The sequence below is a fragment of the Sphingomonas plantiphila genome, assembly GCF_046000505.1.
In the GTDB taxonomy this organism is placed as follows: Bacteria; Pseudomonadota; Alphaproteobacteria; order Sphingomonadales; family Sphingomonadaceae; genus Sphingomonas; species Sphingomonas plantiphila.
Map to the genome: position 1 here is coordinate 1,341,221 of NZ_JBELQC010000001.1, position 26,280 is coordinate 1,367,500.

Annotated in this window: 27 protein-coding genes and 1 tRNA gene (1 of these 28 running past the window's edge); 16 read left to right on the top strand and 12 right to left on the bottom strand. The window is 66.5% G+C overall.

Annotated features, from left to right (window positions below; translation table 11 throughout):
• Positions 1–13: 13 nt before the first annotated feature.
• Positions 14–1,099 carry a DNA polymerase IV gene (gene dinB / locus ABS767_RS06355; RefSeq protein WP_408077515.1) on the bottom strand — a complete coding sequence of 362 codons (1,086 nt, stop codon included), beginning with the start codon at positions 1,097–1,099 and terminating at the stop codon, positions 14–16.
• Between the two features lie 408 nt (positions 1,100–1,507).
• Here dinB and ABS767_RS06360 point away from each other — a divergent pair, with 408 nt between their 5' ends.
• On the top strand, positions 1,508–1,972 hold the full coding sequence (locus tag ABS767_RS06360; protein WP_408077516.1) for a MucR family transcriptional regulator: 465 nt from the start codon (positions 1,508–1,510) through the stop codon (positions 1,970–1,972).
• Between the two features lie 36 nt (positions 1,973–2,008).
• Here the strand turns inward: ABS767_RS06360 and ABS767_RS06365 are convergent, their stop codons facing one another.
• The 4 genes from ABS767_RS06365 to ABS767_RS06380 all read right to left on the bottom strand — a co-directional run bounded on the left by ABS767_RS06365 (position 2,009) and on the right by ABS767_RS06380 (position 6,229).
• Positions 2,009–2,914 carry a HEPN domain-containing protein gene (locus tag ABS767_RS06365; protein WP_408077517.1) on the bottom strand — a complete coding sequence of 302 codons (906 nt, stop codon included), beginning with the start codon at positions 2,912–2,914 and terminating at the stop codon, positions 2,009–2,011.
• A gap of 57 nt (positions 2,915–2,971) precedes the next feature.
• Positions 2,972–3,193, bottom strand: coding sequence for a sigma factor-like helix-turn-helix DNA-binding protein (locus ABS767_RS06370; protein ID WP_408077518.1), 222 nt, complete (start codon positions 3,191–3,193; stop codon positions 2,972–2,974).
• A 64-nt stretch (positions 3,194–3,257) separates the two neighbouring features.
• Complete coding sequence (locus tag ABS767_RS06375; protein WP_408077519.1) at positions 3,258–5,048, bottom strand: ParB/RepB/Spo0J family partition protein; 1,791 nt, start codon at positions 5,046–5,048, stop codon at positions 3,258–3,260.
• Between the two features lie 1,095 nt (positions 5,049–6,143).
• A tRNA-Tyr gene (locus ABS767_RS06380) sits at positions 6,144–6,229 on the bottom strand.
• Positions 6,230–6,323: 94 nt separating this feature from the next.
• Between ABS767_RS06380 and rlmB the strand changes: the two genes are divergently transcribed.
• Both rlmB and ABS767_RS06390 read left to right on the top strand, forming a co-directional pair.
• Positions 6,324–7,079 carry a 23S rRNA (guanosine(2251)-2'-O)-methyltransferase RlmB gene (gene rlmB, locus ABS767_RS06385; RefSeq protein WP_408077520.1) on the top strand — a complete coding sequence of 252 codons (756 nt, stop codon included), beginning with the start codon at positions 6,324–6,326 and terminating at the stop codon, positions 7,077–7,079.
• Between the two features lie 34 nt (positions 7,080–7,113).
• Entirely contained in the window at positions 7,114–7,890 is a 777-nt protein-coding gene (locus tag ABS767_RS06390) for a hypothetical protein (protein WP_408077521.1), read from the top strand.
• Between the two features lie 21 nt (positions 7,891–7,911).
• Here ABS767_RS06390 and ABS767_RS06395 read toward each other — a convergent pair whose 3' ends face one another.
• Positions 7,912–8,229 (bottom strand): 2Fe-2S iron-sulfur cluster-binding protein, encoded by a 318-nt coding sequence (locus ABS767_RS06395; RefSeq protein ID WP_408077522.1) that lies wholly within the window; start codon positions 8,227–8,229, stop codon positions 7,912–7,914.
• Positions 8,230–8,292: 63 nt separating this feature from the next.
• On the opposite strand from ABS767_RS06395, the gene ABS767_RS06400 reads away from it, so the two are divergent.
• Entirely contained in the window at positions 8,293–8,916 is a 624-nt protein-coding gene (locus ABS767_RS06400; RefSeq protein WP_408077523.1) for a DNA-3-methyladenine glycosylase family protein, read from the top strand.
• Here the strand turns inward: ABS767_RS06400 and ABS767_RS06405 are convergent.
• Positions 8,909–10,633: an ABC transporter ATP-binding protein gene (locus ABS767_RS06405; protein WP_408077524.1), complete on the bottom strand. Its 1,725-nt coding sequence runs from the start codon at positions 10,631–10,633 to the stop codon at positions 8,909–8,911. The genes ABS767_RS06400 and ABS767_RS06405 overlap by 8 nt on opposite strands.
• Before the next feature lie 109 nt (positions 10,634–10,742).
• Here ABS767_RS06405 and ABS767_RS06410 point away from each other — a divergent pair, with 109 nt between their 5' ends.
• From ABS767_RS06410 to ABS767_RS06430, 5 genes are read left to right on the top strand one after another with little or no spacing between them, the layout of a single operon-like run.
• Positions 10,743–11,855: an S-(hydroxymethyl)glutathione dehydrogenase/class III alcohol dehydrogenase gene (locus ABS767_RS06410; protein WP_408077525.1), complete on the top strand. Its 1,113-nt coding sequence runs from the start codon at positions 10,743–10,745 to the stop codon at positions 11,853–11,855.
• Between the two features lie 16 nt (positions 11,856–11,871).
• Positions 11,872–12,249 (top strand): VOC family protein, encoded by a 378-nt coding sequence (locus tag ABS767_RS06415; protein ID WP_408077526.1) that lies wholly within the window; start codon positions 11,872–11,874, stop codon positions 12,247–12,249.
• A 5-nt stretch (positions 12,250–12,254) separates the two neighbouring features.
• Positions 12,255–12,644 (top strand): VOC family protein, encoded by a 390-nt coding sequence (locus tag ABS767_RS06420; RefSeq protein ID WP_408077527.1) that lies wholly within the window; start codon positions 12,255–12,257, stop codon positions 12,642–12,644.
• 14 nt (positions 12,645–12,658) lie between these two features.
• On the top strand, positions 12,659–13,501 hold the full coding sequence (gene fghA, locus ABS767_RS06425) for an S-formylglutathione hydrolase (RefSeq protein WP_408077528.1): 843 nt from the start codon (positions 12,659–12,661) through the stop codon (positions 13,499–13,501).
• Positions 13,498–15,105, top strand: a complete 1,608-nt coding sequence (locus tag ABS767_RS06430; protein WP_408077529.1) for a phytoene desaturase family protein — start codon at positions 13,498–13,500, stop codon at positions 15,103–15,105. The genes fghA and ABS767_RS06430 overlap by 4 nt, the downstream gene beginning before the upstream one ends.
• Positions 15,106–15,115: 10 nt before the next feature.
• Here the strand turns inward: ABS767_RS06430 and ABS767_RS06435 are convergent, their stop codons facing one another.
• The 3 genes from ABS767_RS06435 to miaB form a co-directional block, all read right to left on the bottom strand.
• A complete protein-coding gene (locus ABS767_RS06435; protein WP_408077530.1) occupies positions 15,116–15,439 on the bottom strand; it encodes a DUF6916 family protein in 324 nt (107 codons plus the stop codon).
• Positions 15,440–15,663: 224 nt separating this feature from the next.
• Positions 15,664–15,843, bottom strand: coding sequence for a hypothetical protein (locus tag ABS767_RS06440; RefSeq protein WP_408077531.1), 180 nt, complete (start codon positions 15,841–15,843; stop codon positions 15,664–15,666).
• A 130-nt stretch (positions 15,844–15,973) separates the two neighbouring features.
• Entirely contained in the window at positions 15,974–17,284 is a 1,311-nt protein-coding gene (miaB, locus tag ABS767_RS06445) for a tRNA (N6-isopentenyl adenosine(37)-C2)-methylthiotransferase MiaB (protein ID WP_408077532.1), read from the bottom strand.
• Between the two features lie 81 nt (positions 17,285–17,365).
• On the opposite strand from miaB, the gene hisS reads away from it, so the two are divergent.
• The 6 genes from hisS (at position 17,366) to ABS767_RS06475 (ending at position 24,819) form a co-directional block, all read left to right on the top strand.
• Positions 17,366–18,673 (top strand): histidine--tRNA ligase, encoded by a 1,308-nt coding sequence (hisS, locus tag ABS767_RS06450; protein WP_408077533.1) that lies wholly within the window; start codon positions 17,366–17,368, stop codon positions 18,671–18,673.
• On the top strand, positions 18,670–19,743 hold the full coding sequence (gene prfA, locus ABS767_RS06455) for a peptide chain release factor 1 (RefSeq protein ID WP_408077534.1): 1,074 nt from the start codon (positions 18,670–18,672) through the stop codon (positions 19,741–19,743). The genes hisS and prfA overlap by 4 nt, the downstream gene beginning before the upstream one ends.
• Positions 19,744–19,925: 182 nt before the next feature.
• On the top strand, positions 19,926–20,759 hold the full coding sequence (gene prmC, locus ABS767_RS06460) for a peptide chain release factor N(5)-glutamine methyltransferase (RefSeq protein WP_408077535.1): 834 nt from the start codon (positions 19,926–19,928) through the stop codon (positions 20,757–20,759).
• Positions 20,760–21,020: 261 nt separating this feature from the next.
• Entirely contained in the window at positions 21,021–21,773 is a 753-nt protein-coding gene (locus tag ABS767_RS06465) for a DUF4167 domain-containing protein (protein WP_408077536.1), read from the top strand.
• A 135-nt stretch (positions 21,774–21,908) separates the two neighbouring features.
• Positions 21,909–23,261 carry a DUF4139 domain-containing protein gene (locus ABS767_RS06470; protein ID WP_408077537.1) on the top strand — a complete coding sequence of 451 codons (1,353 nt, stop codon included), beginning with the start codon at positions 21,909–21,911 and terminating at the stop codon, positions 23,259–23,261.
• A 10-nt stretch (positions 23,262–23,271) separates the two neighbouring features.
• Complete coding sequence (locus tag ABS767_RS06475; protein WP_408077538.1) at positions 23,272–24,819, top strand: DUF4139 domain-containing protein; 1,548 nt, start codon at positions 23,272–23,274, stop codon at positions 24,817–24,819.
• Here ABS767_RS06475 and ABS767_RS06480 read toward each other — a convergent pair.
• Entirely contained in the window at positions 24,816–25,103 is a 288-nt protein-coding gene (locus ABS767_RS06480; protein ID WP_408077539.1) for a hypothetical protein, read from the bottom strand. The two genes, ABS767_RS06475 and ABS767_RS06480, sit on opposite strands and share 4 nt — an antisense overlap.
• Positions 25,104–25,168: 65 nt before the next feature.
• Here ABS767_RS06480 and ABS767_RS06485 point away from each other — a divergent pair, with 65 nt between their 5' ends.
• The gene (locus ABS767_RS06485; protein WP_408077540.1) at positions 25,169–25,597 is read left to right on the top strand and encodes a CBS domain-containing protein; all 429 of its coding nucleotides are present in this window, start codon (positions 25,169–25,171) and stop codon (positions 25,595–25,597) included.
• Between the two features lie 21 nt (positions 25,598–25,618).
• Here the strand turns inward: ABS767_RS06485 and ABS767_RS06490 are convergent, their stop codons facing one another.
• Positions 25,619–26,280 carry the 3' end of a lipopolysaccharide biosynthesis protein gene (locus ABS767_RS06490; protein ID WP_408077541.1) on the bottom strand. The gene runs 808 nt beyond the window's last position, so the window shows 662 of its 1,470 coding nt (coding positions 809–1,470); the start codon falls outside the window, past its right edge; its stop codon occupies positions 25,619–25,621.

Sequence of the window (26,280 nt, forward strand, 5' to 3'; positions counted from 1 at the left end):
AAGCTGCCGCCACTCACCCGGGCGACTTGCCATCCGAGAAAAGCGGCATGTCCGATGTCGTCGGCTCAAAATTCGAAACCGTAACGCCGACCAGACGCACCCCCTGTTCAAGCGGATAAAGGGTGCGGACCAACTCGATCGCGGTCGCGCGCAAATCGCTCGGATCGCGCACCCCCTGCGGCTGGGTTCGACTGCGCGTCACCTGCCTGAAATCCGCAAACTTCGCCTTGACCGTGACAGTTCGCCCGAACTGCTGACGTGCCGAGCACCAGGCAGCAACGTCGTCGGCCATTGCGAGGACGCCAGCCTCGATCTCGGCAGGGTCGGAAAGGTCGCGGTCGAACGTCGTTTCCGACCCCGAAGATTTGCGCTCACGGCTCGGGTTCACCGGGCGATCGTCAATGCCCCGCGCGATGCCAAAATACCATTCGGCTGAACTTCCAAAATGCTGGGCTAGGAACGCGATCGACTGAGCCTTGAGATCGCCCCCGGTTTCGATGCCCAGCCGCTTCATCTTGGCAGCGGTCACCGGCCCCACCCCGTGGAACTTCGCAACCGGCAATTGCTCGACCCAGGCCGCGCCCATTTCAGGCGTCACAGCGAACTGACCATTGGGCTTGCGATGATCCGACGCGAGCTTCGCGAGGAACTTGTTGTAGGAGATGCCCGCCGACGCCGTGAGGCCGGTCTCTTCGAGGATGCGCGCCCGGATTTCCTTGGCGGTTGCCCAGGCGGTTTGCAGACCCCGGCGATCCTCGGTCACATCGAGATAGGCTTCGTCGAGCGAGAGCGGCTGAATGAGGTCGGTATAGTCGGCAAAGATCGCATGGATCTGCGTCGAGACCGCGCGGTAAACCTCGAAGCGCGGCGGCACGAAAATCAGCTCCGGACAACGCCGCAAAGCGGTCACCGATGGCAGCGCCGAACGCACTCCGAACGCGCGCGCCTCATAGCTTGCCGCTGCCACCACACCGCGTGCCGCCGCAGAGCCGACCGCAACAGGCTTTCCGCGAAGGCTCGGATCGTCGCGCTGCTCGACCGATGCGAAGAAGGCATCCATATCGATATGGATGATCTTTCGGACGGTCGGATCGGTCATCCGATGGGTTTAGCTCGACTTGAACAAAGATGGAACAAGCGAGGCGTTGCGGCCCGCAACCTCTAGGCCGCAAAGCCCCGGACAAACCACCGAAAGTCTCTCAGCGCGGGCCAAAAACCAACGCATTTACAATATCTTGTCGGAATCCGGCCCGAACAAGAGACTCGTCCATCGCCGGTGTCTCCATAAAAAAGGATGTGCAGACAATGGGTTAAGCACGGGTGCGAGACACTGCCTTTATCTTGCATCCACTCCTCCCCCTTCACCCGCCGCTTCTCCCCCGTCCTCTCCGCCGCTCCCGATCAATGCAGCCGAGGCCGCGCCAAGGACCGCGCCCTCGACAATCAGAATACATCCAATATGGATGTAAATTGAGAGACAAGCTGCGCTGCTTTAGAAGGAAATGCCATGTCTGAAGACACGAATTTGAACCCTGTCGAGCTTGCAACCGAGCTGACAATTGCGTGGCTCGGCAACCAGAATAACCGCGTGCAGGCGGATGAAGTCCCGGCATTTCTTCGCACGATGCACGCGACATTGACCGAACTTTCAGGCGCAACCTCCGCGCCGAATGCAGCCCAGGATGACGCCGAACCTGCGCAAGAGTTCGTGCCGGCGGTGACGGTTCGCAAGTCGCTCGGGTCGAAGGATCACATCATTTCGATGATCGATGGCAAGCCGTACAAGACGCTGCGTCGGCATCTTTCGACGCACGGTCTGACGCCGGAAGAGTATCGCGCGCGCTATAATCTCAAGCCCGATTATCCGATGGTCGCGGAAAGCTATTCGGAAGCGCGCCGCGCGATGGCCAAGAAAATCGGCCTAGGCAACAAGGGCCGCACCGCCAAGAAGCGCGCGCCGAAATCTGCCTGAATATGAGTGATGAAAGACCGGCCGCAGCGCGGCCGGTCAGGTTTCAGCGGCTGCCTTGAGCTCTTCCAGACGCTCGGTGCAGAGTGCAGCGACAAGGTCGCGCAGCTGCTCGATGGACGCGGCAAGCACGTCGAGATCCTCGCGCGTGATCGCGTAACTCGCCGAATAGCGCGCCTCAACATAGGCGCGTTTCAGGCGCTCGAACCGCGCCCGGTCGGCCTTGGTTGCGCGCGGCCACGCATCTACCAGTCGCGGGTCTTTATCCTCGGCGAGCGAGCGCAGAAACTTGATGTTGTGCGAGCGCGGAAAATACAGCGTCCGAACGAGCAGGAAACAGATGTACAAGCGCTCGGTCGCCTGATGCAGCAGGAAGGCCGCGTTCTTGTCCCAGCCCCGCTCGGTTGCCTCCATTCCTTGAATGAGGAACTGGCGGGCAGTCTCCGACCATTCGTCGAAATACGCGCTCGCCATGCGATGCGCGTCGGCTGCGGTTAGCGGCTTGGGCGTTGCCAGCGCATGGCCGGGCAGCTCGTAGAGCGCGATGCCGTCGCGCGCGATATCGGTCCAAAAATACTCGCCGCGCGAGAGGCTCCGGTTCACCTCATCGAGCGCATGGACGATGATGTTGACCGGGCGAGCGATGCTGGGATCGCGCGCGATCCTGTCCTCGGCGATGTACCAATAATCGGCGATATCGGTGAGGTCTTCATGGCTGACGACGATCAACAGATCGAAGTCGGACTGATAGCCATTGTCGGGTTCATCGACCCAGTCCTCGCGGGCATAGCTGCCGAACAGGACGATCTTGAGCACCTTGCCATTGCGCTTGTGCGCAGCGGTGGCCGAGCCGATCGCCTTGTCGAACTCTTCGAGCAGAATGGCGCGCACGCGCTCGAGTTCGCGCTGCTGCTGCTCGGGAAGATGATCGATCTCGGACTTCATCGCTGCACACTCACGCGCCGGGCTTAGTCTGGCAAGCCAAAGAGCGAAAGGCGGGCCTCACGGCCCGCCCTGCTCCACACTGCGGTTGATATGGAGCATCGCATCGGCAAGCGCGCGCTCGACTTCGTCCACGCTGACGCCAAGTTCGATGGCGATCCGGGTGTAATCGAGAGCCGAGAAGCGATGCCGCTCGAACACCGCATAGGGCAGCGGCTCCATCGTATCGAGCGCCCGATCGATTCGCCGGAGCAGTTCCGGCAGGGGTAGATGGCGAGCCATGGTCCGGCTCCCCTTGCGCAGGAACCGGCGGCGCTTTGCGCGCCGCCGGTCCTCGGATGGATGGTCATGCGGCTTCGGGAAGCTGCGCGGTCTGCGGCTCGTCGGCTTCGGGCGAAGCGGCTTCCACCGTCTCCACACGGTCATCGGCCTTAACCTCCGACGCGATGAGCGCCGCCACCGCAGCCGACCTCCGCACCGAGCCGACCCCGCCGCGCGGCGTGTAGGCCGATGCCGGGAAGCGCAGCCAACGCGGTACCCAGCTCTCGACCTTCGCGCGCCCGTTCGAGCCGGTCACGCAATCCTTGAGGATGGTGCGCAGTACCTTGCCGCTTTCCTTGGCGTTGGCCTCGGCGACGGACTTGCCCGCCACTTCCTCGACCATTGCACCCAGCACCTCGCGGTCGCGGACCGCGTCAAGCAAGGGATCGTCGGCCTCCCACACCGGGGCCATGTCGACCGCCAGATGCTGGCCCAGCAGGTCCACCATGTCGCTGCGCGCGTCGAGCGTTTCAGCCATAACGATAGCGAGGATCGACAACAGCTGCATGTCGTCGACCGGCAACAGCTTGGCGAACAGCGCGGTAGTGCTAGCCTCGTTTCCACCGGTCACCGTCGGTGCCTCGGGATCGAACCCGAGCAACGCGATTACCGCGCGCCGCTTGGCATCGAATGCCGCCTCGCTGGCGCTGACCTCGACGCTCTCGGTGACCGCATCGGAGGCCGCGCGCTGCGGCTCGACGCGCACATTCCAGAGCGGCGATCCGGCGATCATGTGCGCAACGGTAACGCGCAAAGCTATGCCCGGCGCATCGACCAGCTTGGCGCGCACCGCCGCATGCCGGTGCAGGTCGATATAGTCCTGCAAGGTGGCCGTGACCTCGGGCCGGGTAGGCTTTTCGACCGCTTCGCCCCGCTCCAGCTTTCGCGCTTCCTTGGTGGTGACATAGCCTTCGTGGAAAGTGACATCGCCCCTATGCCCGATGCTGATGAACACCTTGCCGCCCTGTTTCTTGGACCGCCGCTCATGTTCCCAGCTGTGAAAATAGTCGCCGCGTTCCAGCACAACGACCTCGCTCCATCCGGCCTCGCGATAGGCTTCGACCCGCGCGGCGATTGCAGCTTCCTGCGCGGTCCAGAATGCCTCGACACTGGCAAAATAGCGCTCGTCGCCGAACAGGTCCGATACGATCTCGCCCTTGTAGTCGGAAAGGTCGAACAGCGCTGCGTCGCACAGGATCGACGTTCCCCCGAACAGCCATGATTTGAGCTGCTGCCCGACCGGCGCGCGCTGCTCCGGGTCATCGACCAGCGCCAGCCAGTCGCGCTGCTGCGCCTTGCTGGCAAGGGTCAGGTGACGGACGGTCACCGCGTCGATCTGCTCGTGGCGGTAGAGGTTGCGGATGCGGGGCAACAGATTGCCGAGCGCAAGCGTGCGCTTCACCTGCACTTCGGTCAGCCCGAAGGTGAGCGCGATATCCTCGGGGCTGCGCCCCTCGCGGATCAATCGGGTGAACGTCTCCCACCGCGTCACCTCGTCGGGATCGAGCCGCGCAATGTTCTCGATCAGCGAGGCTTCAAGCGCCGCCGCGTCGTCTCCCGCGTCCATAATCGCGCACGGGAGTGCGTCACCGCCGCCGCCTTCTTCGGCAACCGCGAGCGCCGCGTGATAGCGCCGCTTGCCCGCGACGATCTCATAGGTGTCAGGCGATCCGTTCTGCCGCACGATCAGAGGGACCAGCACCCCGCGCGCCCGTACAGAGGGCAGGATATTGGTGAGGTCTGGCACCTTCTTCACACCCCGCATATTGGCGGTCGAGACAGACAGGTTGGCGAGGTCGATATGCTTGAGTTCCATGGGTCCACTCCTTCTTCCTGAACCGCACCGGCCCCGGCGAAGGGGGGTGGGCGGCAAGGAGCGGACTGGCAGTCCCGCCGATGGGAGGCGGGCGGCACCGAAGGCCGGAACGAAGAGGAGGACCAGCGCAGCGGGTTGCGGCCCGCCGCGGCGGGACTAGAAGGCAGCGACGCCCACCCCCCTTCGCCGCGGCCGAGACCAAAAACGCCAGCGCAACGCGATGACCGCAGCATCCAAGCGCAGCGAGCTTGCCGCTCCGCCAGGAGCCCACAAACATGCACCCTCGAATCCGGACGGCCGTCGTGGCGGCGTGCGCGCGCAGCTGTGCGCCAGCCGCCGCCGCGCCCTCCGGCCGGATCGAGTGTGCCACGCGACGAACAAAGACGCTGCGGACCTTGGCGGCTTCGCAGAAGTGCGCCAGCGCACGCCCAATCACAACCGCGTTCCGCTTCAAGCGGCGCGCAGACGCCGCCCGCGTTCGCGATCGTTACCCGAACGGGACGAGACCCGAAGGGGCTCGGTGGTGCTATGCGCCATAGAGCGCGGTCGCGCGACCAGCGCGAAACGCCACTATTCATGTGCCGGGATATTCGCGCAAAGCTCCGCCGTATTTTTTTGAGTCGAAGTTGCTGAGGAATCTAACTATTCTCGAAAAGCAGCGGAGCCTGCCGGGGACCAGAATGGGGGCTCATTTCGCAGCGCCTCAGAATATATTTTTATAATTCAGATACTTGCTGGATTTTTTAGATTCCCGCTACCTCCAGCCGTTCTCTGCATCTGAACGGTTCCCCATTTACGGCCATGTTGCGGCGCGGTAGATTTGCCGCGGATTCGGGGGGATTCGCACCGTGGAATATCGTGACTTGATACTGGCCTATGGCTGGGCGCTGGTACCTGCGCTCGCAGTCGTGAGCGCGTGCGGCGTCGCACTGCGGCGTTGGCGTCGGGGCGTACGCCGCGCCGAACGCGATCAACGGCGCACGCGCAATATCGCGCGGCAGCGTGCATGGGATTGGTTGATGCGGCGATCGGGAACCCGGCGGCTGACATATCAGCCGGGCGAGGATCAAGTCTGATCCGCCTGCCCGGGGGTGGTGGTGGAAGGGACTGGATTCGAACCAGTGTACGCTCACGCGGGCAGATTTACAGTCTGCTGCCTTTAACCACTCGGCCACCCTTCCATGCGGCACGCCGAAGCGAGTGGGCGCCATTGCCGAAGCGGGGCGCCGCTGTCAACGGCTTGCGCCCCGCTTTCGCGCCGCCTAGCGTCTTTTCGTGAGCCAAAAGCCAAGACGCGGGCATCGCCCCTCCGCCGGATCGAACAGTAACCGCCCCCGTTTCTGGGGTCGTCATGCCGTGACTGCGGCACTGGCCAATCCAGAGCGCCGGGTGCGCAAGGTCTGGGGGACGCGTGAGGCGCTGGCGGCGCTGCAATTGCCGCCCGTGCTGCCGATCACCTTCGCCGATGTCGCCGATCTGGCGCGCATGGTGCCCACCGACGCGCCGCATCAGGGCCTGGTGATTGAGGTCGATCCGCTGGAGGAGATCTGGCTGGGCGATCTGCTGGAGCAGGGGGCAGAGGACCGGCGCCCGCTGCTGGTGCTCGATCATATCACCGATCCGCACAATGTCGGCGCGATCCTGCGCTCGGCCGCCGCGTTCGACGCGCTCGGCATCGTCACCCAGGATCGTCATGCGCCGCCCGAATCGGGATCGCTCGCGCGCGCCGCATCCGGAGCGCTCGAGCTCGTGCCATGGGTTCGCGTGGTCAACCTCGCCCGCGCGCTGGACGAGATCGGGGAGGCCGGCTTCTGGCGAATCGGCCTGACCGGCGAGGCGAAGGGGACATTGGGCGAGGTGATGGGCGATACCCGCCCCGCGCTGGTGCTGGGTGCCGAGGGCGAGGGGATGCGCCAGAACACCGCGGCGCATTGCGACGAACTCGCGCGGCTGCCGATCTCTCCGAAGGTCGAGAGCCTCAACGTGTCCAACGCCGCGGCGATCGCGCTCTATGCGGCAATTTCGCGCTGATCCCTGCGATCGGGTGCAGCAAAAGGGGGTAAGGATGTTCCACCGGATCAAGGGCCTGGCGCTCGCGCTCGCGGCGCCGATGTTGCTGATCGGCTGCGCGTTCAGCCCCGGCAAGTTCACCTCGACCCTCACGATCCTCGCCGATCGCAGCTTCACCTACAGCTATCAGGGCGAAGTGATCGCGGTCGACCTGGCCGGCGAAATGGCCAAGGGAATGGGCGATGCGTTCAAGGGCCTGGGCCAGGGCGACGATGCGGAGGAAAAGAAGACCACGGCCGCGCTGATGCGCGATGCAGCGTGGCAGGACGACGACGCCGCGCCCGAGACCGGCGCCCCTGACGAGGACTCGGACGATGCCGAGGAGGTCGCGAAGAAAGAGGCGAAGTTCAAGGCAATCGCCGAAGCGCTGACCAAGGAGGCCGGATACCGCTCGGTCCAGTACAAGGGCGATGGCGTGTTCCTGATCGACTATCAGATCAGCGGCAAGCTGACGCACACTTTCTTGTGGCCGTACAACCTCGACGCGGAAGTGATCTTCCCCTTCGTCGTGATCGAACTGCGCGGGGCGGATACCGTGCGGATCAAGGCGCCGGCCTTCGGCGACAATGATTCGCCGGGCGAGAGCAAGTCCGGCGGGGCCAAGGCGAAGCTCGACGGCACCTTCACGCTGATTACCGACGGTGAGCTGGTCAGTCAGAACAACGAGGACGGCGCCCGGACCGACGGCGCGCGGCGGACGGTAAGCTGGAAGGCGACCCCGCTCAGCAAGGACGCGCCGATGGCGGTCATCCGGATCGCGCCGAAACCCTGAATCGCGACGCTGCCGCCCGCGTCAGTCTTCGGCGGCGATCGTCACCTTCAGCCCGTCGAGCGCGGTGGTGAACTGGATCTGGCACGACAGGCGCGACGTTTCGTTGCGATCCGACGAGCTGTCGAGCAGGTCGTTCTCGTCCTCGCTCATCGCAGGCAGTTTGGCCGCAAATTCCGGGTCGACATGGACGTGGCACGTCGCACACGAGCAACAGCCGCCGCACAGGGCGAGCAGTTCGTCGAACCCGTTGTCCCGGATCACTTCCATGACGCTCAGGCCCACTTCGCCCTCGACTTCGCGTTCTTCTCCTTCGCGCGTGACGACGATAAGCTTGGGCATGATCTTCTCCTTCGTGTTCCGCGCCCATGCCGGGGAACGCCGCCGCTTTCAAGGATTCGCAGGATGGGACTGAGCAAAGAGCAGCTGCGCACGTCGCTCGACGCGATCGCCGCGATCGAGCCGCTGATCGGCGCGGCGGTGGCGCGGGTCGGCTATCCGGAACCGCGGATCCGCGCGCCGGGCTATGAAACCCTGCTGCGCACCATCGTCGGACAGCAGGTGAGCGTGGCCGCGGCCGCATCGATCTGGAACAAGCTGTCGGCAGGCCTGGGCGACCTCACCCGCCCCGCGATCGTCGCCGCCGCCACCGACGAACAGTTGCGCGCCGCGGGCCTGTCGCGCCAGAAGGCGAGCTATGCCCGCAGCCTCGCCGAGGAGGTGACGAGCGGACGGCTCGACCTCACCGCACTGCCCGCCGACGACGAGGAGGCGATCGCCCAGCTCGTCAAGGTCAAGGGCATCGGTCGCTGGTCGGCGGAGATCTATCTGCTGTTCGCCGAGGGCCGCGTCGATATCTGGCCGGCGGGCGATCTGGCGGTGCAGATCGAGATCGGGCGAATCATGGGCCATGCCGAGCGACCGTCGGAAAAGCTGACCCGATCCATCGCCGAGCCGTGGCGTCCGCACCGCGGGGCCGCCGCGATCCTTGCCTGGCACCATTACAAGGCGGAGATGGAGGTTATCTGACCGGCACGGCCCGCGGCTTCTCCCGGACCCTGCCGTCCGCCACCTGGATCACGCGCGGGCAGCGCCCCAGCGTCTCGGCGCGATGCGCGACGATGAGGATCGTCGGGCGCGGGGAGAGGGCGGCCAGCCGGTTCAGAATGCGCGCCTCGCTGTCCGGATCGAGCGCGGCAGTCGCCTCGTCGAGGATCAGCAGCCGCCGCTCGCCCAGCACCGCGCGTGCGATCGACAGCCGCTGACGCTCCCCGCCCGAGAGCAGCGCGCCGCGCTCGCCGACGATCGTGTCCAGCCCGTGCGGCATCCGCGCGACCAGCGCCGTCGCGTCCGCCACCGCAAGCGCGCGATGGATGGCCGCGTCGTCGCATCCCGGATCGCCCCAGCACAGGTTGCGCCGCACGCTGTCGTGGAACAGGAACCCGTCCTGCGGAACATAGCCGACCGCGCTGCCCCAGCCCGAACGGCTCAACGGGACGCCGCCGACGGTGATCGCGCCCGATTGCGGGGTCAGAAGGCCGGAGACGAGATCGATCAGCGTCGTCTTGCCGCCTCCCGAAGGTCCGGCGATCCCGATGATCTCGCCCGGTTCGATTCGCAGGCTCGCATCGGCGACCCCACCCCCGCCCGTGCCATGGTGATAGCTGACGCTCGCGACCTCGATCGCGCCGGGAGGGAGCGCTTCGGCGTTTGTCAGCATGGGAACATCGTGCCGCAGTTCGTCTTCGGCAGCGCGCAACGCGGCATAGCTGGCGCCGTTATAGACAAGCTGCTGCGCGCCCTGCTGCAGCTGAATCCCCAGCGGTGCCATCCGCGCGAAGATCACGATCAGTGCGATCAGCACGGGCGCCGTCAGCCCGGCGAACACCCCGCCGGCGACGACGCCGGCCGCCGCGAGGGCGGTCGCGATCGAGAGCATCGTGCGGGTATTGGTCTGCGAGCGCATGAACCGGCGCTGTTCGGTCGCGACTCCGCGTTGCGCGACGTCGAATTCGCCTGCGAAGCGCTGACTTGCGCCCTGCGCGGCCGACGCCTTCAGTCCGCCCAGGAAGCCGCTGGCGCTGCCCATCAGCGCGCGATTGGCTTCCACCATCCTGGCGCCGCGCAGGGCGCTGTTCGGGCCGGCGCGGCGCATCAGCACCCCCGCAAGCACCAGCGCGGCGAGCGCAGCCAGTGCGAACAGCGGCGCGAGCGTCAGAGCGATCACCAGCTGGATCGCCAGCATCGCAAGCGACACCGACGACTGGACCAGGAAGTGCGAGGCACTGCTGATTCGCCCGATATCGGCCATCAACAGGCTGGTGACGCGCGCATGTTCCAGTCGGGCGAGCCGTTCCCACCGCGCCTCGGCAAGCGCACTCACCAGATTGGAGCGCAAGCCGAGCGTGAACCGGTTCTGCAGCTCGAACAACGCGATATCGCGCCAACGCAGCATGAGTGCGCGCACGATCATCACGCCGAGAAACCCGGCCAGCAGCAGGGTCAGATGCGCCTTCGCGTCCCCGCCGATCAGCGTCGCGACCCAGCCTCCCGCCTGAGTGGGGGCGAGCACGAGCCCGATGATCGGCACCAGCAGCACCAGCCCCAGCCCTTCCAGCACGGCTCCCGCCGCGACGAGCGCCATGGCGGCGATGCCCTTCCGGCCAGCATGGGCGGCAAAGGCCTGGATGAAGGCACGGGCATCTGCACGGGACAAGCCGCGCGTGCGCGATCCGGGATCGGTCATGCCTCTCTTGTGCCGAGCGCCGCATAAAGGGCAACCGACTTTGCGTCGTGCGGGGTGGAAACGCGCGCGGCGCTGCGCCATGAGGGGGCCAATTCCAAGGGAGACCCGCATGAAGACCCGTGCCGCCGTTGCGTTCGAAGCGAAGAAGCCGCTGGAGATCGTCGAACTGGACCTTGAAGGGCCGAAGGCGGGCGAGGTTCTGGTCGAGATCATGGCGACCGGCATCTGCCATACCGATGCCTATACGCTCGACGGCTTCGACAGCGAGGGGATCTTCCCCAGCGTGCTCGGGCATGAAGGCGCAGGGATCGTGCGCGAGGTCGGCGCCGGGGTCACCAGCGTCGTGCCGGGCGATCATCTCATCCCGCTCTACACCCCCGAATGCCGCCAGTGTAAGTCGTGCCTATCGGGTAAGACCAACTTGTGCACCGCGATCCGCGCGACGCAGGGCAAGGGGCTGATGCCGGACGGGACGACGCGCTTCTCCTACAAGGGCCAGCCGATCTTCCACTATATGGGCTGCTCGACCTTCTCGAACTTCACCGTGCTGCCCGAGATCGCGGTCGCCAAGATCCGCGAGGACGCGCCGTTCCAGTCGAGCTGCTATATCGGCTGTGGCGTCACCACCGGTGTCGGCGCGGTGATCAATACCGCCAAGGTACAGGTCGGCGACAACGTCGTGGTGTTCGGACTGGGCGGCATCGGCCTCAACGTCATTCAGGGCGCGCGCCTCGCCGGCGCCAACCAGATCATCGGCGTCGACATCAACCCCGACCGCGAGGAGTGGGGCCGCAAGTTCGGCATGACCGACTTCCTCAACTCGCGCGGCATGAGCCGTGAGGATGTCGTGGCGCGGATCGTCGCGATGACCGATGGCGGCGCCGACTATACGTTCGACGCGACCGGCAATACCGATGTGATGCGTATCGCGCTGGAGGCGTGCCATCGCGGCTGGGGCACCAGCATCATCATCGGCGTGGCCGAGGCGGGCAAGGAAATCGCCACCCGCCCGTTCCAGCTCGTTACCGGCCGCAACTGGCGCGGGACCGCGTTCGGCGGCGCCAAGGGGCGCACCGATGTGCCCAAGATCGTCGACATGTACATGAACGGCAAGATCGAGATCGACCCGATGATCACCCACGTCATGGGGCTGGAGGACATCAACAAGGGGTTCGACCTGATGCATGCGGGCGAGTCGATCCGTAGCGTCGTGGTCTATTGAACACAGGAGGGGACGCATGTTTACGCATCTGATGGTCGGCACCAACGACCCGGCAAAGGCGAAGACATTCTATGACGGCGTGCTGGGCGCGCTCGGCTATGCGCCGGGCTTCGACGCCGGCACCCGCATCTTCTATCGCGGCGAGCAGGGCGCATTTGGCGTCGGCACGCCGGCGGACGGCAATCCGGCGCAACACGCCAATGGCGGCACGATCGGCTTTGCCGCAAAGGACAAGGACGCGGTCGACGCGTTCCATGCCGCCGGGCTCGCCCATGGCGGCACCGACGAGGGGGCGCCCGGCCACCGCCCGAATGCGCCGGGCAAGGCCTATGGCGCCTATCTGCGCGACCCCGACGGGAACAAGATCTGCGCTTTTTGCCAGTTGCCGGAGTAAGTCTCATGTTCAGCCACGTCATGCTCGGCGCTAACGACGTCGAAACGTCCAAGACATTCTATGATGCGACGCTCGGCGTGCTCGGCGCGCGGGCCGGCAGCGTCGATCCGAAGGGGCGCGCCTTCTACATGCACAATGGCGGCGTGTTCATGCTGAGCAAGCCGCTCGACGGTCAGCCCGCCTGCCACGCCAATGGCGGGACGATCGGCTTCGCGGCGGACAGTTCGGAACAGGTCGATGCCTGGCACGCGGCGGGACTCGCCCATGGCGGCACCGCGATCGAGGACCCGCCGGGCATTCGCGAGAATGCGTTCGGCGCGCTCTACCTCGCCTATCTGCGCGATCCCGCCGGAAACAAGGTGTGCGCGATGTACCGCGTGCCCAAGGCCGACTGAGCGAGGCGAAGCAGATGACCATCGAGACGGTATCGACCAATCGCGCGCATGGCGGGGTGCAGGGCGTCTATCGCCACGCCTCCGCCGTGACGGGTACGCCGATGACCTTCTCGGTGTTCGTCCCCGACCATGACGAAGGCACGCGGCTGCCGGTGCTGTGGTACCTGTCCGGCCTCACCTGCACCCATGCCAACGTCACCGAAAAGGGCGAGTATCGCCAGGCCTGCGCCGAACAGGGCGTGATCCTGATCGCCCCCGATACCTCGCCGCGCGGCGACGATGTGCCGGACGACGATGGCTATGATTTCGGCAAGGGCGCCGGCTTCTATGTCGATGCGACGCAGGAGCCGTGGGCGACGCATTACCGGATGCGCTCCTATATCGAGGACGAGCTGCCCGCGTTGATCCTGCGGGAGTTTCCGATGGCCGACCTGACCCGCCAGGGGATTACCGGCCATTCGATGGGCGGGCATGGCGCGCTCACCATCGCGCTGCGCAACCCCGACCGGTTCCGCTCGGTCAGTGCCTTCGCGCCGATCGCGGCACCGCTCGAATGCGCTTGGGGTGAAAAGGCGCTGGGGGGATATCTGGGGGAAAATCGTCAGGATTGGCGACCCTATGATGCCTGCGCGCTGATCGCCGACGGTCACCGGCTCGGCGAACTGCTGGTCGATGTCGGCGATGCCGATCCGTTCCTGACCGATCAGCTAAAGCCCGAATTGCTCGCCAACGCCTGCGCGGCGGCGGGCATCGACCTCACGCTGCGGATGCAGCCGGGCTATGATCACAGCTATTATTTCATCTCGACCTTCATGCCCGATCATGTCGCCTGGCATGCCCGACGCCTGAAGGCATGACCGCACGGTTCGACGCGGTCGTGATCGGCGCGGGCCATAACGGCCTCACCTGCGCTTTCTACCTCGCCCGGGCGGGTCTCAAGGTCTGCGTCGTCGAACGGCGCGACGTGGTCGGCGGGGCGGCGGTGACCGAGGAATTTCACCCCGGCTTCCGCAATTCCGCCGCCAGCTACACGGTCAGCCTGCTCCAGCCCAAAGTCATCGCCGACATGAAGCTGGCGCAGCGCGGCTACCGCGTCATCGAACGCCCGGTCTCCAATTTCTTCCCGTTCGACAACGACTATCTCAAGCTCGGCGGCGGCGCGGAGCGGACGCGCGCCGAATTCGCCCGCTTCTCGGCGAAGGATGCGGCGGCGCTCGACGGGTATGAGGCGGCGCTGGAACAGGTCGCCGATCTGCTGCGCGCCATGGCGCTCAGAACGCCGCCCAATGCCGGGGGCGGCATCGCCGCGCTGCTGGCGGCGGCGGCGCAGGGGCGGCAGGTCGCCGCGTTGCCGATCGCGGCACAGCGCGACGCGCTGGCGCTGTTCGTCCAGTCCGCGCGCGAATTTCTCGACGGCTGGTTCGAGAATGCGCACGTCAAGGCGGCGTTCGCCTTCGACAGCGTCGTCGGCAACTATGCCGGGCCGTCGGCGCCCGGATCGGCCTATGTGCTGCTGCACCATGTATTCGGCGAGGTGAACGGAAAGAAGGGCGCCTGGGGCCATCCGGTCGGTGGAATGGGCGCCATCACCGGCATGATGGCCGATGCAGCGCGGGAGGCCGGGGCGGTGATCCGGCTGGAGGCGCCGGTCGACCGCGTGCTGGTCGACAATGGCCGCGCCGCCGGGGTGCGGCTGGCAGGGGGCGAGGAGATCGCGGCGAAGACGGTGGTCGCCAATGTCGGCCCGGCGCTGCTGTTCCGGCAACTGGTCGACCCGGCCGACCTCGACACCGATTTCCGCAGGCGGATCGCGGGCTTCAAGACCGGATCGGGCAGCTTCCGGATGAACGTCGCCCTGTCCGAATTACCCGATTTCACCGTGCTGCCGGGCAACGACGCCGAGCACCACCGCAGCGGCATCATCATCGCCCCGACCATGGACTATATGGATCAGGCCCATGCCGACGCGGTGCGCTATGGCTGGTCGAACGCGCCGGTGGTGGAGATGACGATCCCGTCCACGGTCGACGACAGCCTCGCGCCGCCGGGCGCGCATGTCGCCAGCCTGTTCTGCCAGCATTTCGCCCCCGTCCTGCCCAATGGGCGCAGTTGGGACGATGAGCGTGAGGCGGCGGCGGACGACATCATCGACACGGTGACGCAGCACGCCCCCAATTTCCGCGACGCGATCATCGCGCGCCAGATTCATTCGCCCACCGATCTCGAGCGCAAGTTCGGCCTGATCGACGGCGATATCTTCCACGGGCGCATGTCGCTCGATCAGCTGTGGGCGGCGCGTCCGGTGCTGGGGCATGGCGACTATCGCGCGCCGATTGCCGGCCTCTATCTGTGCGGGGCCGGCACGCATCCGGGCGGCGGCGTGACCGGGGCGCCGGGGCATAATGCGGCGCGCGAAATCCTGAAGGACCGCAGCGTGATCGGGCGGCTGTTCGGGCGCTAGGGCCCCCGCTTCAGTCGAATACGGCTTCGTACCGGACGGCGCCGGTGCGCAGCTCTCGGCTCCGCGGAACGAGATAGAGACACAGCGGGCCGAAGGCGGGATGGAACAGCGTATAGATGCCCTGAGGTAGGGACTCGCCCGACGGCCCGCGAAGAAACATCGAATAGGGCATGCGCCATGCGGTAGAGGCGGCGCGCGAGCGCTCCGCCTTCACCTCTTCCAGCAACAGCACCCCGTGATCCTCGGAGCCGCCGCGAACCCGAAACTCCTGGCCGATGACCGCGCAGGCCTCCTGCGACGAGGGCAGCGACAGGGGAAATCCATTTTCACCCATGCGGGCCGCCCTTCAGCGGGGCGGTGCGATACGACATGCGGCAACTCCCGGGCCGTAAAAGACAGCGCAGCTCGGCCATTACGGGAATCGCGCGGCGAGCGGACCCGTCTAGCTAACGGCGTTGGACGCCCCGGCGCAATCAAGGGGAATTGCGGACCGGCGTCGTAACCATTCGGTTTGCCGCATAGCAGCAACCGGTAGGTGCCGGACAGGAAAGCCACAGCCTATTGCGGCGCCCCGATCCCCGTCTCGTCCAATTGCGTCGGCTTCGCGCAACTGTGGCAGAATGCATAGTCGAACACGGCGCTGAGCGCCCATTCCTGACGTTGCTCGTTCCATTCGGCCCAGGCATCGCGCGTGACATGCTTGCTGCCGCAGCGTCGGCAGGTGAAGGTGACGTCCATTGCAGGCTCCGGTCGAGGCGACCCGGAATACCCCACATTGCCGCGTTCGGACGGCGGTAATCTCCAGAATGGACCTGGTTCGCGCCATTCCGGAGCGACGCACCGGCCGGACCCGCCGGCCCGGCCGACCCTAAATCGCGACTCCCGCCAGCGAATTGGGCCCCGCGCTTTCGATTTGCACGGATACCAGATCGCCGATCGCGGCATCGGTCATCAGGTGCACCGATTGCAGCCAGGGCGACTTGCCCAGCATCTGCCCCGGCAGCTTTCCGGCGCGCTCGATCAATACCTCGCACGTCTTTCCGACGCTGGCGGCGTTGAACGCGGCCTGATCGCGGTTGAGCGCGGCCTGCAGGCGCTGGAGGCGGTCGTCCATCACCGCTTCGGGGACCGCGCCGTCCATCTCCGCCGCCGGGGTGCCGGGGCGGGGGCTATATTTGAAGCTGAAGCACTGGGCATAGCCCACCGCGTCGACCAGGCTCAGCGTATCGCGAAACTCCGCCTCGCTCTCGCCCGGGAAGCCGACGATGAAGTCGCCCGACAGCGCGATATCGGGCCGCGCCGCCCGCACGCGCTCGAGAATGCGCAGGTACGATTCGCGCGTGTGCGACCGGTTCATCGCCTTCAGGATGCGGTCATTGCCCGCCTGCACCGGCAGATGCAGGAACGGCATCAGCTTCTCGACCTCCGCATGCGCGCGGATCAGTCCTTCCTTCATGTCGTTGGGATGGCTGGTGGTGTAGCGGATGCGCGCCAGCCCCTCGATCCGGTCGAGCGCCGCGATCAGCCCGTGCAGCCCGGTGCCGGCATCATCGTCCCATGCATTGACGTTCTGGCCGAGCAGCGTGATCTCGCGCGCCCCCGCGTCAACCAGCGCCTTCGCCTCGTCGACGATCGCATCGAACGGCCGGCTCACCTCGGCGCCGCGCGTGTACGGCACGACGCAATAGGTGCAGAATTTGTCGCACCCTTCCTGCACCGTCAGGAACGCCGTCGGCCCCGTCTTGCGCCGCGCCGGGAGCGCGCCGAACTTGGCGATCGCGGGCATGTCGGTGTCGATCGCCCGCCCGCGCGCCGACGCCTGGCGGACCAGATCGGGCAGGTTGTGATAGGCCTGCGGACCCACCACCACGTCCACCTTGGCGCGGTGCGCGATCTCTTCCCCCTCGGCCTGCGCGACGCAGCCCGCAACCGCGATCATCGGATTGGCCCGGTCGGCCAGCCGCGCATTCTTCCGCAGCCGCCCGATGTCCGAATAGACCTTCTCGGTCGCCTTCTCGCGGATGTGACAGGTGTTGAGCACGACGAGGTCGGCGCTGTCGGCATCCGCAGCGGCGGTCATGCCCTGCGCCGCCATCAGCTCGGCCATGCGCTCGCCGTCATAGACGTTCATCTGACAGCCAAAGGATTTGACGTGATAGGTCTTGGGGGTGGCACTCATGGCGCGGGCCTATAGTCGAAAGGGGCCGGTGCGTGAACAATCTTCCCTTCCGGCCCCCTAGCCAATAGAGAGCCGCCCCACATGGCACGGATCGAACCCCCCCGCCGCGTGCGTGGCACGCAGGACATCTTCGGCGACGAACAGCGCCGCTTCGCCCGCGTGGTCGAGGCGTTCGAGCATGTCCGCCGGCTCTATTGCTTCCAGCAGGTGCAGGTTCCGGTGTTCGAGGCGACCAACGTCTTCGCACGCAGCATGGGCGAGACGTCGGACGTGGTGTCGAAGGAAATGTACACCTTCCCCGACCGGGGCGACGAGCTACTGACGCTGCGCCCGGAGTTCACGGCCGGGATTTGCCGGGCGTACATTACCGAGGGGTGGCAGCAATATGCGCCGCTCAAGCTGACGACGCACGGCCCGGTGTTCCGCTACGAACGGCCGCAAAAGGGGCGGTACCGTCAGTTCCACCAGATCGACGCCGAGATCATCGGGGCGGCGGAACCGCAGGCCGATGTCGAGCTGCTGACCATGGCCGACCAGCTGCTCAAGGAGCTGGGGATCGCCGAGGGCGTGACGCTCCAGCTCAACACGCTGGGCGACGCCGAGACGCGCGAGGCGTGGCGCGCCGCGTTGGTCGCGCATTTCGAGGCCCATCGCGGCGAGCTGTCCGAGGACAGCCTGACGCGGCTCGAGAAGAATCCGATGCGCATCCTCGATTCGAAGGACCCGCGCGACCGACCGATTGCGGATTCGGCGCCGGATATCGATGCCTATCTGACCGATGAAGCGCGGGCGTTTTTCGAGGCGGTGACGAGCGGGCTGGACGCCGCTGGAGTGGCGTGGACGCGCAATGCGCGGCTGGTGCGCGGGCTCGACTATTACCGCCACACCGCGTTCGAATTCGTCACCGACCGGCTGGGCGCGCAGGGCACGGTACTGGCCGGCGGGCGCTATGACGGGCTGATCGGGAACCTTGGCGGGCCAGGGACGCCGGGCGTGGGCTGGGCCGCCGGGATCGAGCGGTTGGGGATGTTGCTGGCGGAGCCGGCAGTTCAGACGCCGCTCATCACGGTCATTCCCGTTGGCACCGCCGCCGAACAGCTTTGCACCGCTTTGGTCGCGCGCTTCCGCCGCAGCGGCCAGATTTGCGATATGGCGTTTCGCGGCAATCTAAAGAAGCGCATGCAGCGCGCTGACGCGGCTGGAACGCGTTTCGCCGTCATCGTGGGTGAGGATGAACTAGCCGCCGAAGAACTCATCGTGCGTAGCCTTCGCACCGGCACACAGGTGAAACGTAAGCTGAGTGACCTCGAAGCTGCGGAAGGCAAAAAGGGGTGGGACTATCTGAGCGTTCTGGCAGGCGGTCTTGACGGCATCGGTCGCGCCCCATGACCCGCATCTCCCCCGAGCGGATCGCGCAGATCGAGGCGCGGCGCGACGAGCTGTCGGCGATGATGGCGACCGGCGATCTGCCGTCGGACCGCTTCGTCGCGGTGTCCAAGGAATATGCCGAGCTCGAGCCGGTCGCAGCCGCCGCCGGTGAAGTCCGCCGCCTGCGCGCCGAGGCGATGAGCCTGTCGGCGATGACGCGCGAGGCCGATCCCGAACTGCGCGCGATGGCGGGCGAGGAACTGCGCGAGAACGAGGCCGCGCTGGAGCGCGCCGAACATGCCCTCGCCCTCTCGCTGCTCCCCCGCGACGCGGCGGACGAGCGCGCCGCGATGCTCGAAATCCGCGCCGGGACCGGCGGGGACGAAGCCGGGCTGTTCGCGGGCGACTTGCTGCGCATGTACACCCGCTACGCCGAATCCCAGGGGTGGAAGGTCGAACTCATCTCCGCCAGCACGTCGGAGGCCGGAGGTTACAAGGAAGTCGTTGCCAGCGTCGCGGGCAGGGGCGTGTTCGCCAGGCTCAAGTTCGAAAGCGGCGTCCACCGCGTCCAGCGCGTGCCCGTGACCGAAAGCGGCGGACGCATCCACACCTCCGCCGCGACCGTCGCCGTGCTGCCCGAAGCCGAAGAGGTCGATGTCGAGATCCGCAACGAGGATCTGCGCATCGACATCTATCGCGCGAGCGGGGCGGGCGGCCAGCACGTCAACACCACCGATTCGGCGGTGCGGCTGACGCATATCCCGACCGGGCTCGTCGTGATCCAGCAGGACCAGCGCAGCCAGCACAAGAATCGCGACAAGGCGATGCAGGTGCTGCGCACCCGCCTCTACGAGCTGGAGCGCGAGCGGCTGGCGAGCGAGCGGTCGGGCGCGCGCAAGTCGATGGTGGGATCGGGCGACCGGTCGGAGCGGATCCGCACCTATAATTTCCCGCAGGGCCGCGTGACCGATCACCGCATCAACCTGACGCTGCACCGCCTGCCCGAAATCCTCGAAGGCCAGATGGACGAACTCATCGGCGCGCTGATCGCCGAGGATGAAGCGGAGCGGCTGGCTTCGCTGGATTCGTGATCGCGGGGCGGCTGTCCGATGTCGGTCGCGCCCGGCCGCGCAATGCCAGGCTGTTCCAAATTCGGTCACCCCGGCCTTGTGCCGGGGTCCACGGTGCCCCGCTTCCGACACGCAAGCCTTTCGCTTCGCACCTCGACGTTCGGTGGACCCCGGCACGAGGCCGGGGTGACAAGGGTGGTTGAGTGAGCACGCCGACCGTCCGCGCCGCCATCGCCGACGCAGCCACCCGCATTCAATCCGCCACCCCGCGGCTCGATGCCGAGTTGCTCATGGCCCACGCCCTGAACGTCTCGCATCAGGACTTGCTGCTCAAGTATCTCAACGATCCCCCCCCGGCCGGCTTCGACGCGTTGGTCGCGCGCCGCATCGCCCACGAACCGGTCGGCTATATCACCGGCTCGCGGGGCTTCTGGAGCATCGAGGTTGCAGTCGGCCCCGGCGTGCTGGTGCCGCGCGCGGATAGCGAGACGCTGATCGCGGCAGCGGTGGCGCATTTCGCCGGCAGCGACGGTCCGAAGCGGGTGCTGGACCTGGGCACCGGGCCGGGAACGCTCGTGCTGGCGGCGCTGGCGGAGTGGCCGGAGGCGACGGGTGTCGGCGTCGATGCCTCCGATACCGCGCTCGCCTATGCGCGGCGCAACGCCGAGACTTTGGGTATCGCGGAACGGGTGGAGCTGCGGCGCGGCGACTGGGCGACCGGCATCTCCGGCCGGTTCGACCTGATCCTGTGCAACCCGCCCTATATCGGCACGGCCGAGGAACTGGGGCCGGAGGTGCGCGACCATGAACCGCCCGCCGCGCTGTTCGCCGGAACCGATGGCCTCGACGACTATCGCCGGATCATCCCCGATCTGCCCCGGCTGCTCGCGCCCGGCGGCATTGCACTGGTCGAGATCGGCTGGACGCAAGGCGAAACCGTGTCGGCGTTGATGCGTCGCGTGGGGCTCGATCCTGTGCTCCACCATGATCTCGGCGGGCGCCCGCGCGCCATCGCGGCAAAAATGCCGCGAAATTGAACTATCGCTGCGTCGATCCAATATAGGGCTTGGAGATTGTTGCCGCGCGGGCTACAGATGTCCCCGGGGAAGGCACCTGCAACCTAAATCGTTGAAAAGGTTAGCCTGACCAAATCAAGGCATGCGCGCTGCTGATTGTCCGGCAGCCATGCGGGGAGCCGTTCCGGTTCAAAGAACCGGCGCGGCGCGCGGTGTAACACGCTTCCGGGATCGCTGTTTCGACCGATGGCGGATGAGTAAGGACAGGACACACAGACGTTGATGAACAATCGTCAGGCGAACAACGGTCGCCGTCGTGGCCGTGGTGGCCAGCGCCAGCAGGGCGGCGGCAACCCCAACCAGGGCAACCGCATCGATAACCGCGCGCGTGGCAATGCCGCGCAGCTGCTCGAGAAATACAAGAATCTCGCGCGCGACGCCCAGATGGCCGGCGACCGGGTGAACACCGAATATTATCTCCAGTTCGCGGATCACTATTTCCGCGTGCTGGCCGAAACGCGCTCGCGCTTCGAGGAGCAGAATCCGCAACAGCGCCGCCAGCGCGAAGAGTTCGACGGCGACGATGAGGATTTCGACAACGAGGAAGGCGCCCGCGGCAACGAGGGTGAGGCCGGCGACGAGGGCGAGGATCGCTCCGATCGCAACGACCGTTCGCGCGGACGCGACCGCGATCAGGACGGCCGCCGCGAGCGCCAGCCGCGCGACGATCAGCCGCGCGCGCGTGGCGAGCAGCGACGGCCCCGGGGCGAGGACCGGCCGCGCCGCAACGACGATCGCGCGGTGCAGAACGACGAGGCAGAGGCTCCCGTTGCTGCGAACGAGGACGAAGCACCCCGTCGCGCGCGGCGCGGTCGTCCGCGTCGTGAGGAAGGCGTGACCGACGATGGCGGCGACATCGCCGCCGTGCTGCCTCCCGCGCTCGGCGTCGAGGGCGAGGTTGTCGAAGTCGTCGAGCCCAAGCCGCGCCGCCGCCGCGTGAAGAAGGGCGAAGGCGAGGCCGCCGCCGCGGAATAAGCGGCGCGATACCGTCGAAGAAATTGAGGCCGGCCCGTAGCTTACGGGTCGGCCTTTTCGTTTCTCTGCCGTCTTGACCGTTGACATGCCCGCCGGGCTGGGGATGCTGCACGCACCAGATCGAAGGGGAGTGCGATGCGGCGGTTGACCTTGGCGCTTGCGGCGGGAGTCGCGCTATCGGGATCGATGCTGGCGTCGCCGGTGATGGCCCAGTCGGCCCAGGGCGATGTCGCGGTCACCATCTACAACAACAATCTGGCGCTGGTGCAGGACAAGCGCGAGCTCAGGCTACCCGCCGGGAAATCGAAGCAGGATTTCCCCGACGTCTCGGCTCAGATCCGCCCGGAGACGGTCACCATCGCCGCGCCCGGCGCGACCATTGTCGAGCAGAATTTCGATTTCGACCTGCTGACCCCCGAATCGCTGATGGAAAAGGCGGTCGGCCAGAATGTCACCATCGTGCGCGGCGGTCAGAGCCTGCCCGCGAAGGTGCTCGCCTATAATGACGGCACCGTGGTCGAGATCGGCGGGCGGATCGAGGTGCTGGGCAAGGACGACCGGGTGATCTTCCCGTCGCTGCCGCCCAGCTTGCGGGCGCGGCCGACGCTGTCGGTGACGCTCGACGCGGATTCGGGCGGGTCGCGCCCGGTGACGCTCAGCTATCTGACCTACGGCATGGGCTGGAAGTCCGACTATGTCGCGCTGTTCGACGAAAAGGCCGGCAAGATCGACGTGCAGGGCTGGCTGACGCTCACCAACCGCAGCGGCACGACCTACAGCAACGCCAACACATTGCTCGTGGCGGGCCAGGTCGGCGGCGGCGGGCGCGGCATGGGTGCGGCGATGGAACCCGGCACGGAGACGGCCGGGCGTGAGCGCATCGGCGACTTCTATGTCTACCCGATCGCGGGTCGCGTCACGATCGCCGAACGCCAGCAGAAGCAGGTCAGCTTCCTCGACGTCGCAGGGGCACCGGCGGCCAAGGCCTATGCCTATCGCAACCCCTGGCTCGGCCGCCAGGATCAGGCGCGCAGCGTCGACACAGTGCTGCGCTTCTCCTCGTCTGCCGAAGGCGGGCTGGGCGACGCGCTGCCGGCCGGAACCGTACGCATCTACATGCGCGACGCGCGCGGAGCGCCCCAGTTCATCGGCGAAAACGCAATCCCCCACACCCCAATGGGCTCACGCATCGCGATCAAGACGGGCGAAGCGTTCGATGTGAAGGTCAAGGCGGTGGTGCAGACGCGCGAGCGGGTGAGCAGCACCAAATGGCGCACGACGATGGTCTATACGCTGACCAACGCCAAGGCGGAGCCGGTGGTGGTCGAACTGTCGCAGGGCGGCCTCGACAGCTGGTGGAAGGATACGCGGATCCTCAACGAGACGCAGAAGAGCGAACGCGTCAACGCCGACGAGGCGCTGTGGAAGGTGAGCGTCCCCGCCAATGGCGAGGCGAGTGTCACCGCGACCTTCGAAACCCGCTATTGAGGCGCGGCCGGTGCGGCTGCCTGTCCTTGCGCTGATCCCTGCGCTGCTCGCCGGGGCGGGCGTAGCGCATACGCAGGACGTGCAGACCTCCGCCGCGCCGGATGCGGTGGCGGTCACCATCTATCGCGCGCCGTTTCGCGATGCCGACGACAAGATAAGCCTGTCTTATCTGGGCGGCTATGCCCTGATCACCGAAACGCGCACCGTGACGATTCCCCGTGGGCGGGCGGTAATCCGGTTCGAGGGGGTCGCGTCCGGCATCCTGCCCGAAAGCGCGATCGTGACGGGACTGCCCGCCGGGGTGCGGGAAAAGAATTTGGACGGCGACCTGCTCTCCGCCGCGAGCCTTTACAGTCGCGGCTATGCGCGGCCGGTCACGCTGCGCCGGACGCGCGATGGTGAGACGGTGGAGGAGCGGGCGATCATCCGCTCGGGCCCCGACGGCGCGGCGATCGTCGAGACCGAGCGCGGGATCGAAGTGCTGAACTGCGGCCCGACCCAAGATGCGATTAGCTATGACGGCGTGCCGCCGGGGCTCTCCGCCAAACCGACCCTGTCGGTCGAAACCGAATCGCCGCAGGGCGGAACCGCAACGATCACGCTGTCCTACCTCGCCTGGGGGTTCGACTGGCAGGCCAATTATGTTGCGACCTTGCGCGATGGAGGCGGCACCGGCGTCGGTGCGCGGACGGCCGACCTGTTTGCCTGGGTGACGCTCGCAAGCACCGACATGACGAGTTTCGTCGATGCCGAGACGATGGTCGTGGCCGGGAAGGTCAACCGCACGACCGGGCGCACCCGCAATCCGTTCGAAACCAACGAGACGTTCGAGTTCCGCTGCTATCTGGCCGATCCCGAACCGCCGCCCCCGCCACCTGCCCCTCCGCCGCCACCCCCGCCGCCCGCTGCAATGGCACCACCCTCGGCGCGAGCGGAGGCGATCGTCGTGACTGGAGCGCGTGTGCGCATGGCGGAGCAGGAGGATCTCGGCGACCTCAAGGCCTATCGCATTCCCGACCGCACCACCGTCGCGGCGAAATCGCAAAAGCAGGTGGCGATGCTGGCGAAGGACGCGGTGCCGGTCCGGATCGTCTATGGGGCGGAGATCAGCTTTTATGGCGCGGGTCGCCCGCAGATCATGCTGCGCGCGGTCAACAAGACGCGCGACGGGCTGGGGCTGCCATTGCCTGCGGGTCCGGTCGCGCTGTTCGAGAAGCTGGGGTCGCGATCGCTGCTGATCGACGAATCGTCGACCGACGACAAGGCGATCGGCGAGGATGTCGAGATCAAGTTCGACGCGACCGCCAATGTTACGGTCGAGCATAAGAAGGTCCGGCAGGACCAGACCCGGCACGACTTCGAACTGACCGTGCGCAACGCCAACCCGTTCGCGGTGCGGTTCGAGGGGGATTTCGATATCGACCCGCCGCTGATGAGCGACGCGAGCGTCAAGCTGTCCACGAAGGACGGTCGCAATTTATGGGCGGTGACGGTCCCGGCGAACGGGTCGCAGACGATGACCTACCGCGTCACATTGCCGCCGCCCCGTCCGCGCTAGGGCTCCTGCCGATCGCGCGTCGCATCCCGGGCGCGTTCGTCATGGCCGGTACCGGAGCTGAGAAACACCAGCCCCATCAGCGCGCCGCCGAGCAGTACGGACAGGCCGATGCCGATCGCCATGGCGATCGAGGCGTGGATCTGGAACTCCCCGACCGCGACATAGAGTCCGACCACGGCGACGATGGCAGACACGAACGCCGTCGCCGCGACGATGCCGAAGATGCGGCGATAGCGGCCCCAGGCGAGGCGGGCATAATCGGGATTGTCGAGATCGGGTTTCATCCCCTTTCATTTGGGGACGAATCGTGGGAGTCTCAACCGCCTCAACAGGACAAAGGAGACTGGCGATGACCATCGCGGCGATCCTGGGCGGGAAGGGGCAGGATGTCATTTCGATCGCGGGGGATGCGACGGTGCACGACGCCGTCCGCCTCCTCGCGGAAAAGCGAATCGGCGCGGTGCCGGTGATGGAGGGCGGCGTCGTCGTCGGAATCTTTTCCGAACGCGACGTCATCCATTGCCTTAACCGGGATGCGGCCGGGGCGCTCGATACGCAGGTGCGGATGGTGATGACCGCCCCGGCAATCACGGTGACACGCGACCAGCCGGTGCTCGCAGCGCTGTCGTTGATGACGCAGCGTCGCATCCGTCACCTCCCGGTAGTCGAAAGCGGCGCATTGCTGGGGTTCGTATCGATCGGCGATCTGGTGAAGTACCGGATCGAGCGGATCGAAAGCGAGGCGAACCAGATGCGCGCCTATATCCAGTCCGCGTAGCACGGCGCTGCCGCTGTCGGGTCAGCGGCGGATCGTCGCGATCGCGTCGTTGACCGTCGCGCGCGCGAACAGCCAGAGCCATGCGCCATAGACCGCGGCTCCGCATGCCACGAGCGTCAGCAGGTGTGCCAAGGCGCCGAGCGGTGGAAGCGCGCGATCGACCAGCGCGACGATCAGCGCCATCGCGACCGCCGCGGCGACCGGCGGCATCACCGCTGCGACCAGGTCCCGCCATGACAGGCCGATCACGGGCAGGCTGCGCCCCGCGGTCAGCAGCAGGAACAACGGCCAGATCGCGACCCAGGCCCAGGCGAGCCCGATAACTCCCCAGCGCACGCCGACCACGAACGCGACCGGGAGCAACAAGGCGCCGATCGCGGCGTTCTGCGCTCCCAGCCCGGGCCGCCCGCGCGCGTCGGTGGCGGGCGCGAACAGTACCTGGAGCGTCATGAACGGCATCGCCAGTGCAAGAATGTGGACGATCGGGCCTGCCTCCAGCCACTTCTCGCCCAGCGCCACATGGACCAGCGGGTCGGCCGTGGTCGCGAGGCCGAGGTAGAAGGGCATGGCAACGACCATGATGAGGCGAACCGAACGGGTGAAGGCAATGGCGGTACCCGCCGCATCATCCTGCATGCGCGCATAGGCTGAGAAGGCGACCTCGTTCAGCGCCGGGATGAATT

What these genes read in the sequence shown, in the direction of transcription:
- dinB (WP_408077515.1), bottom strand. Translation starts at nt 1,099, where the DNA reads ATGACCGATCCGACCGTCCGAAAGATCATCCATATCGATATGGATGCC.
- ABS767_RS06360 (WP_408077516.1), top strand. Translation starts at nt 1,508, where the DNA reads ATGTCTGAAGACACGAATTTGAACCCTGTCGAGCTTGCAACCGAGCTG.
- ABS767_RS06365 (WP_408077517.1), bottom strand. Translation starts at nt 2,914, where the DNA reads ATGAAGTCCGAGATCGATCATCTTCCCGAGCAGCAGCAGCGCGAACTC.
- ABS767_RS06370 (WP_408077518.1), bottom strand. Translation starts at nt 3,193, where the DNA reads ATGGCTCGCCATCTACCCCTGCCGGAACTGCTCCGGCGAATCGATCGG.
- ABS767_RS06375 (WP_408077519.1), bottom strand. Translation starts at nt 5,048, where the DNA reads ATGGAACTCAAGCATATCGACCTCGCCAACCTGTCTGTCTCGACCGCC.
- ABS767_RS06390 (WP_408077521.1), top strand. Translation starts at nt 7,114, where the DNA reads ATGTTCCACCGGATCAAGGGCCTGGCGCTCGCGCTCGCGGCGCCGATG.
- ABS767_RS06395 (WP_408077522.1), bottom strand. Translation starts at nt 8,229, where the DNA reads ATGCCCAAGCTTATCGTCGTCACGCGCGAAGGAGAAGAACGCGAAGTC.
- ABS767_RS06400 (WP_408077523.1), top strand. Translation starts at nt 8,293, where the DNA reads ATGGGACTGAGCAAAGAGCAGCTGCGCACGTCGCTCGACGCGATCGCC.
- ABS767_RS06405 (WP_408077524.1), bottom strand. Translation starts at nt 10,633, where the DNA reads ATGACCGATCCCGGATCGCGCACGCGCGGCTTGTCCCGTGCAGATGCC.
- ABS767_RS06410 (WP_408077525.1), top strand. Translation starts at nt 10,743, where the DNA reads ATGAAGACCCGTGCCGCCGTTGCGTTCGAAGCGAAGAAGCCGCTGGAG.
- ABS767_RS06415 (WP_408077526.1), top strand. Translation starts at nt 11,872, where the DNA reads ATGTTTACGCATCTGATGGTCGGCACCAACGACCCGGCAAAGGCGAAG.
- ABS767_RS06420 (WP_408077527.1), top strand. Translation starts at nt 12,255, where the DNA reads ATGTTCAGCCACGTCATGCTCGGCGCTAACGACGTCGAAACGTCCAAG.
- fghA (WP_408077528.1), top strand. Translation starts at nt 12,659, where the DNA reads ATGACCATCGAGACGGTATCGACCAATCGCGCGCATGGCGGGGTGCAG.
- ABS767_RS06430 (WP_408077529.1), top strand. Translation starts at nt 13,498, where the DNA reads ATGACCGCACGGTTCGACGCGGTCGTGATCGGCGCGGGCCATAACGGC.
- ABS767_RS06435 (WP_408077530.1), bottom strand. Translation starts at nt 15,439, where the DNA reads ATGGGTGAAAATGGATTTCCCCTGTCGCTGCCCTCGTCGCAGGAGGCC.
- ABS767_RS06440 (WP_408077531.1), bottom strand. Translation starts at nt 15,843, where the DNA reads ATGGACGTCACCTTCACCTGCCGACGCTGCGGCAGCAAGCATGTCACG.
- miaB (WP_408077532.1), bottom strand. Translation starts at nt 17,284, where the DNA reads ATGAGTGCCACCCCCAAGACCTATCACGTCAAATCCTTTGGCTGTCAG.
- hisS (WP_408077533.1), top strand. Translation starts at nt 17,366, where the DNA reads ATGGCACGGATCGAACCCCCCCGCCGCGTGCGTGGCACGCAGGACATC.
- prfA (WP_408077534.1), top strand. Translation starts at nt 18,670, where the DNA reads ATGACCCGCATCTCCCCCGAGCGGATCGCGCAGATCGAGGCGCGGCGC.
- ABS767_RS06465 (WP_408077536.1), top strand. Translation starts at nt 21,021, where the DNA reads ATGAACAATCGTCAGGCGAACAACGGTCGCCGTCGTGGCCGTGGTGGC.
- ABS767_RS06470 (WP_408077537.1), top strand. Translation starts at nt 21,909, where the DNA reads ATGCGGCGGTTGACCTTGGCGCTTGCGGCGGGAGTCGCGCTATCGGGA.
- ABS767_RS06480 (WP_408077539.1), bottom strand. Translation starts at nt 25,103, where the DNA reads ATGAAACCCGATCTCGACAATCCCGATTATGCCCGCCTCGCCTGGGGC.
- ABS767_RS06485 (WP_408077540.1), top strand. Translation starts at nt 25,169, where the DNA reads ATGACCATCGCGGCGATCCTGGGCGGGAAGGGGCAGGATGTCATTTCG.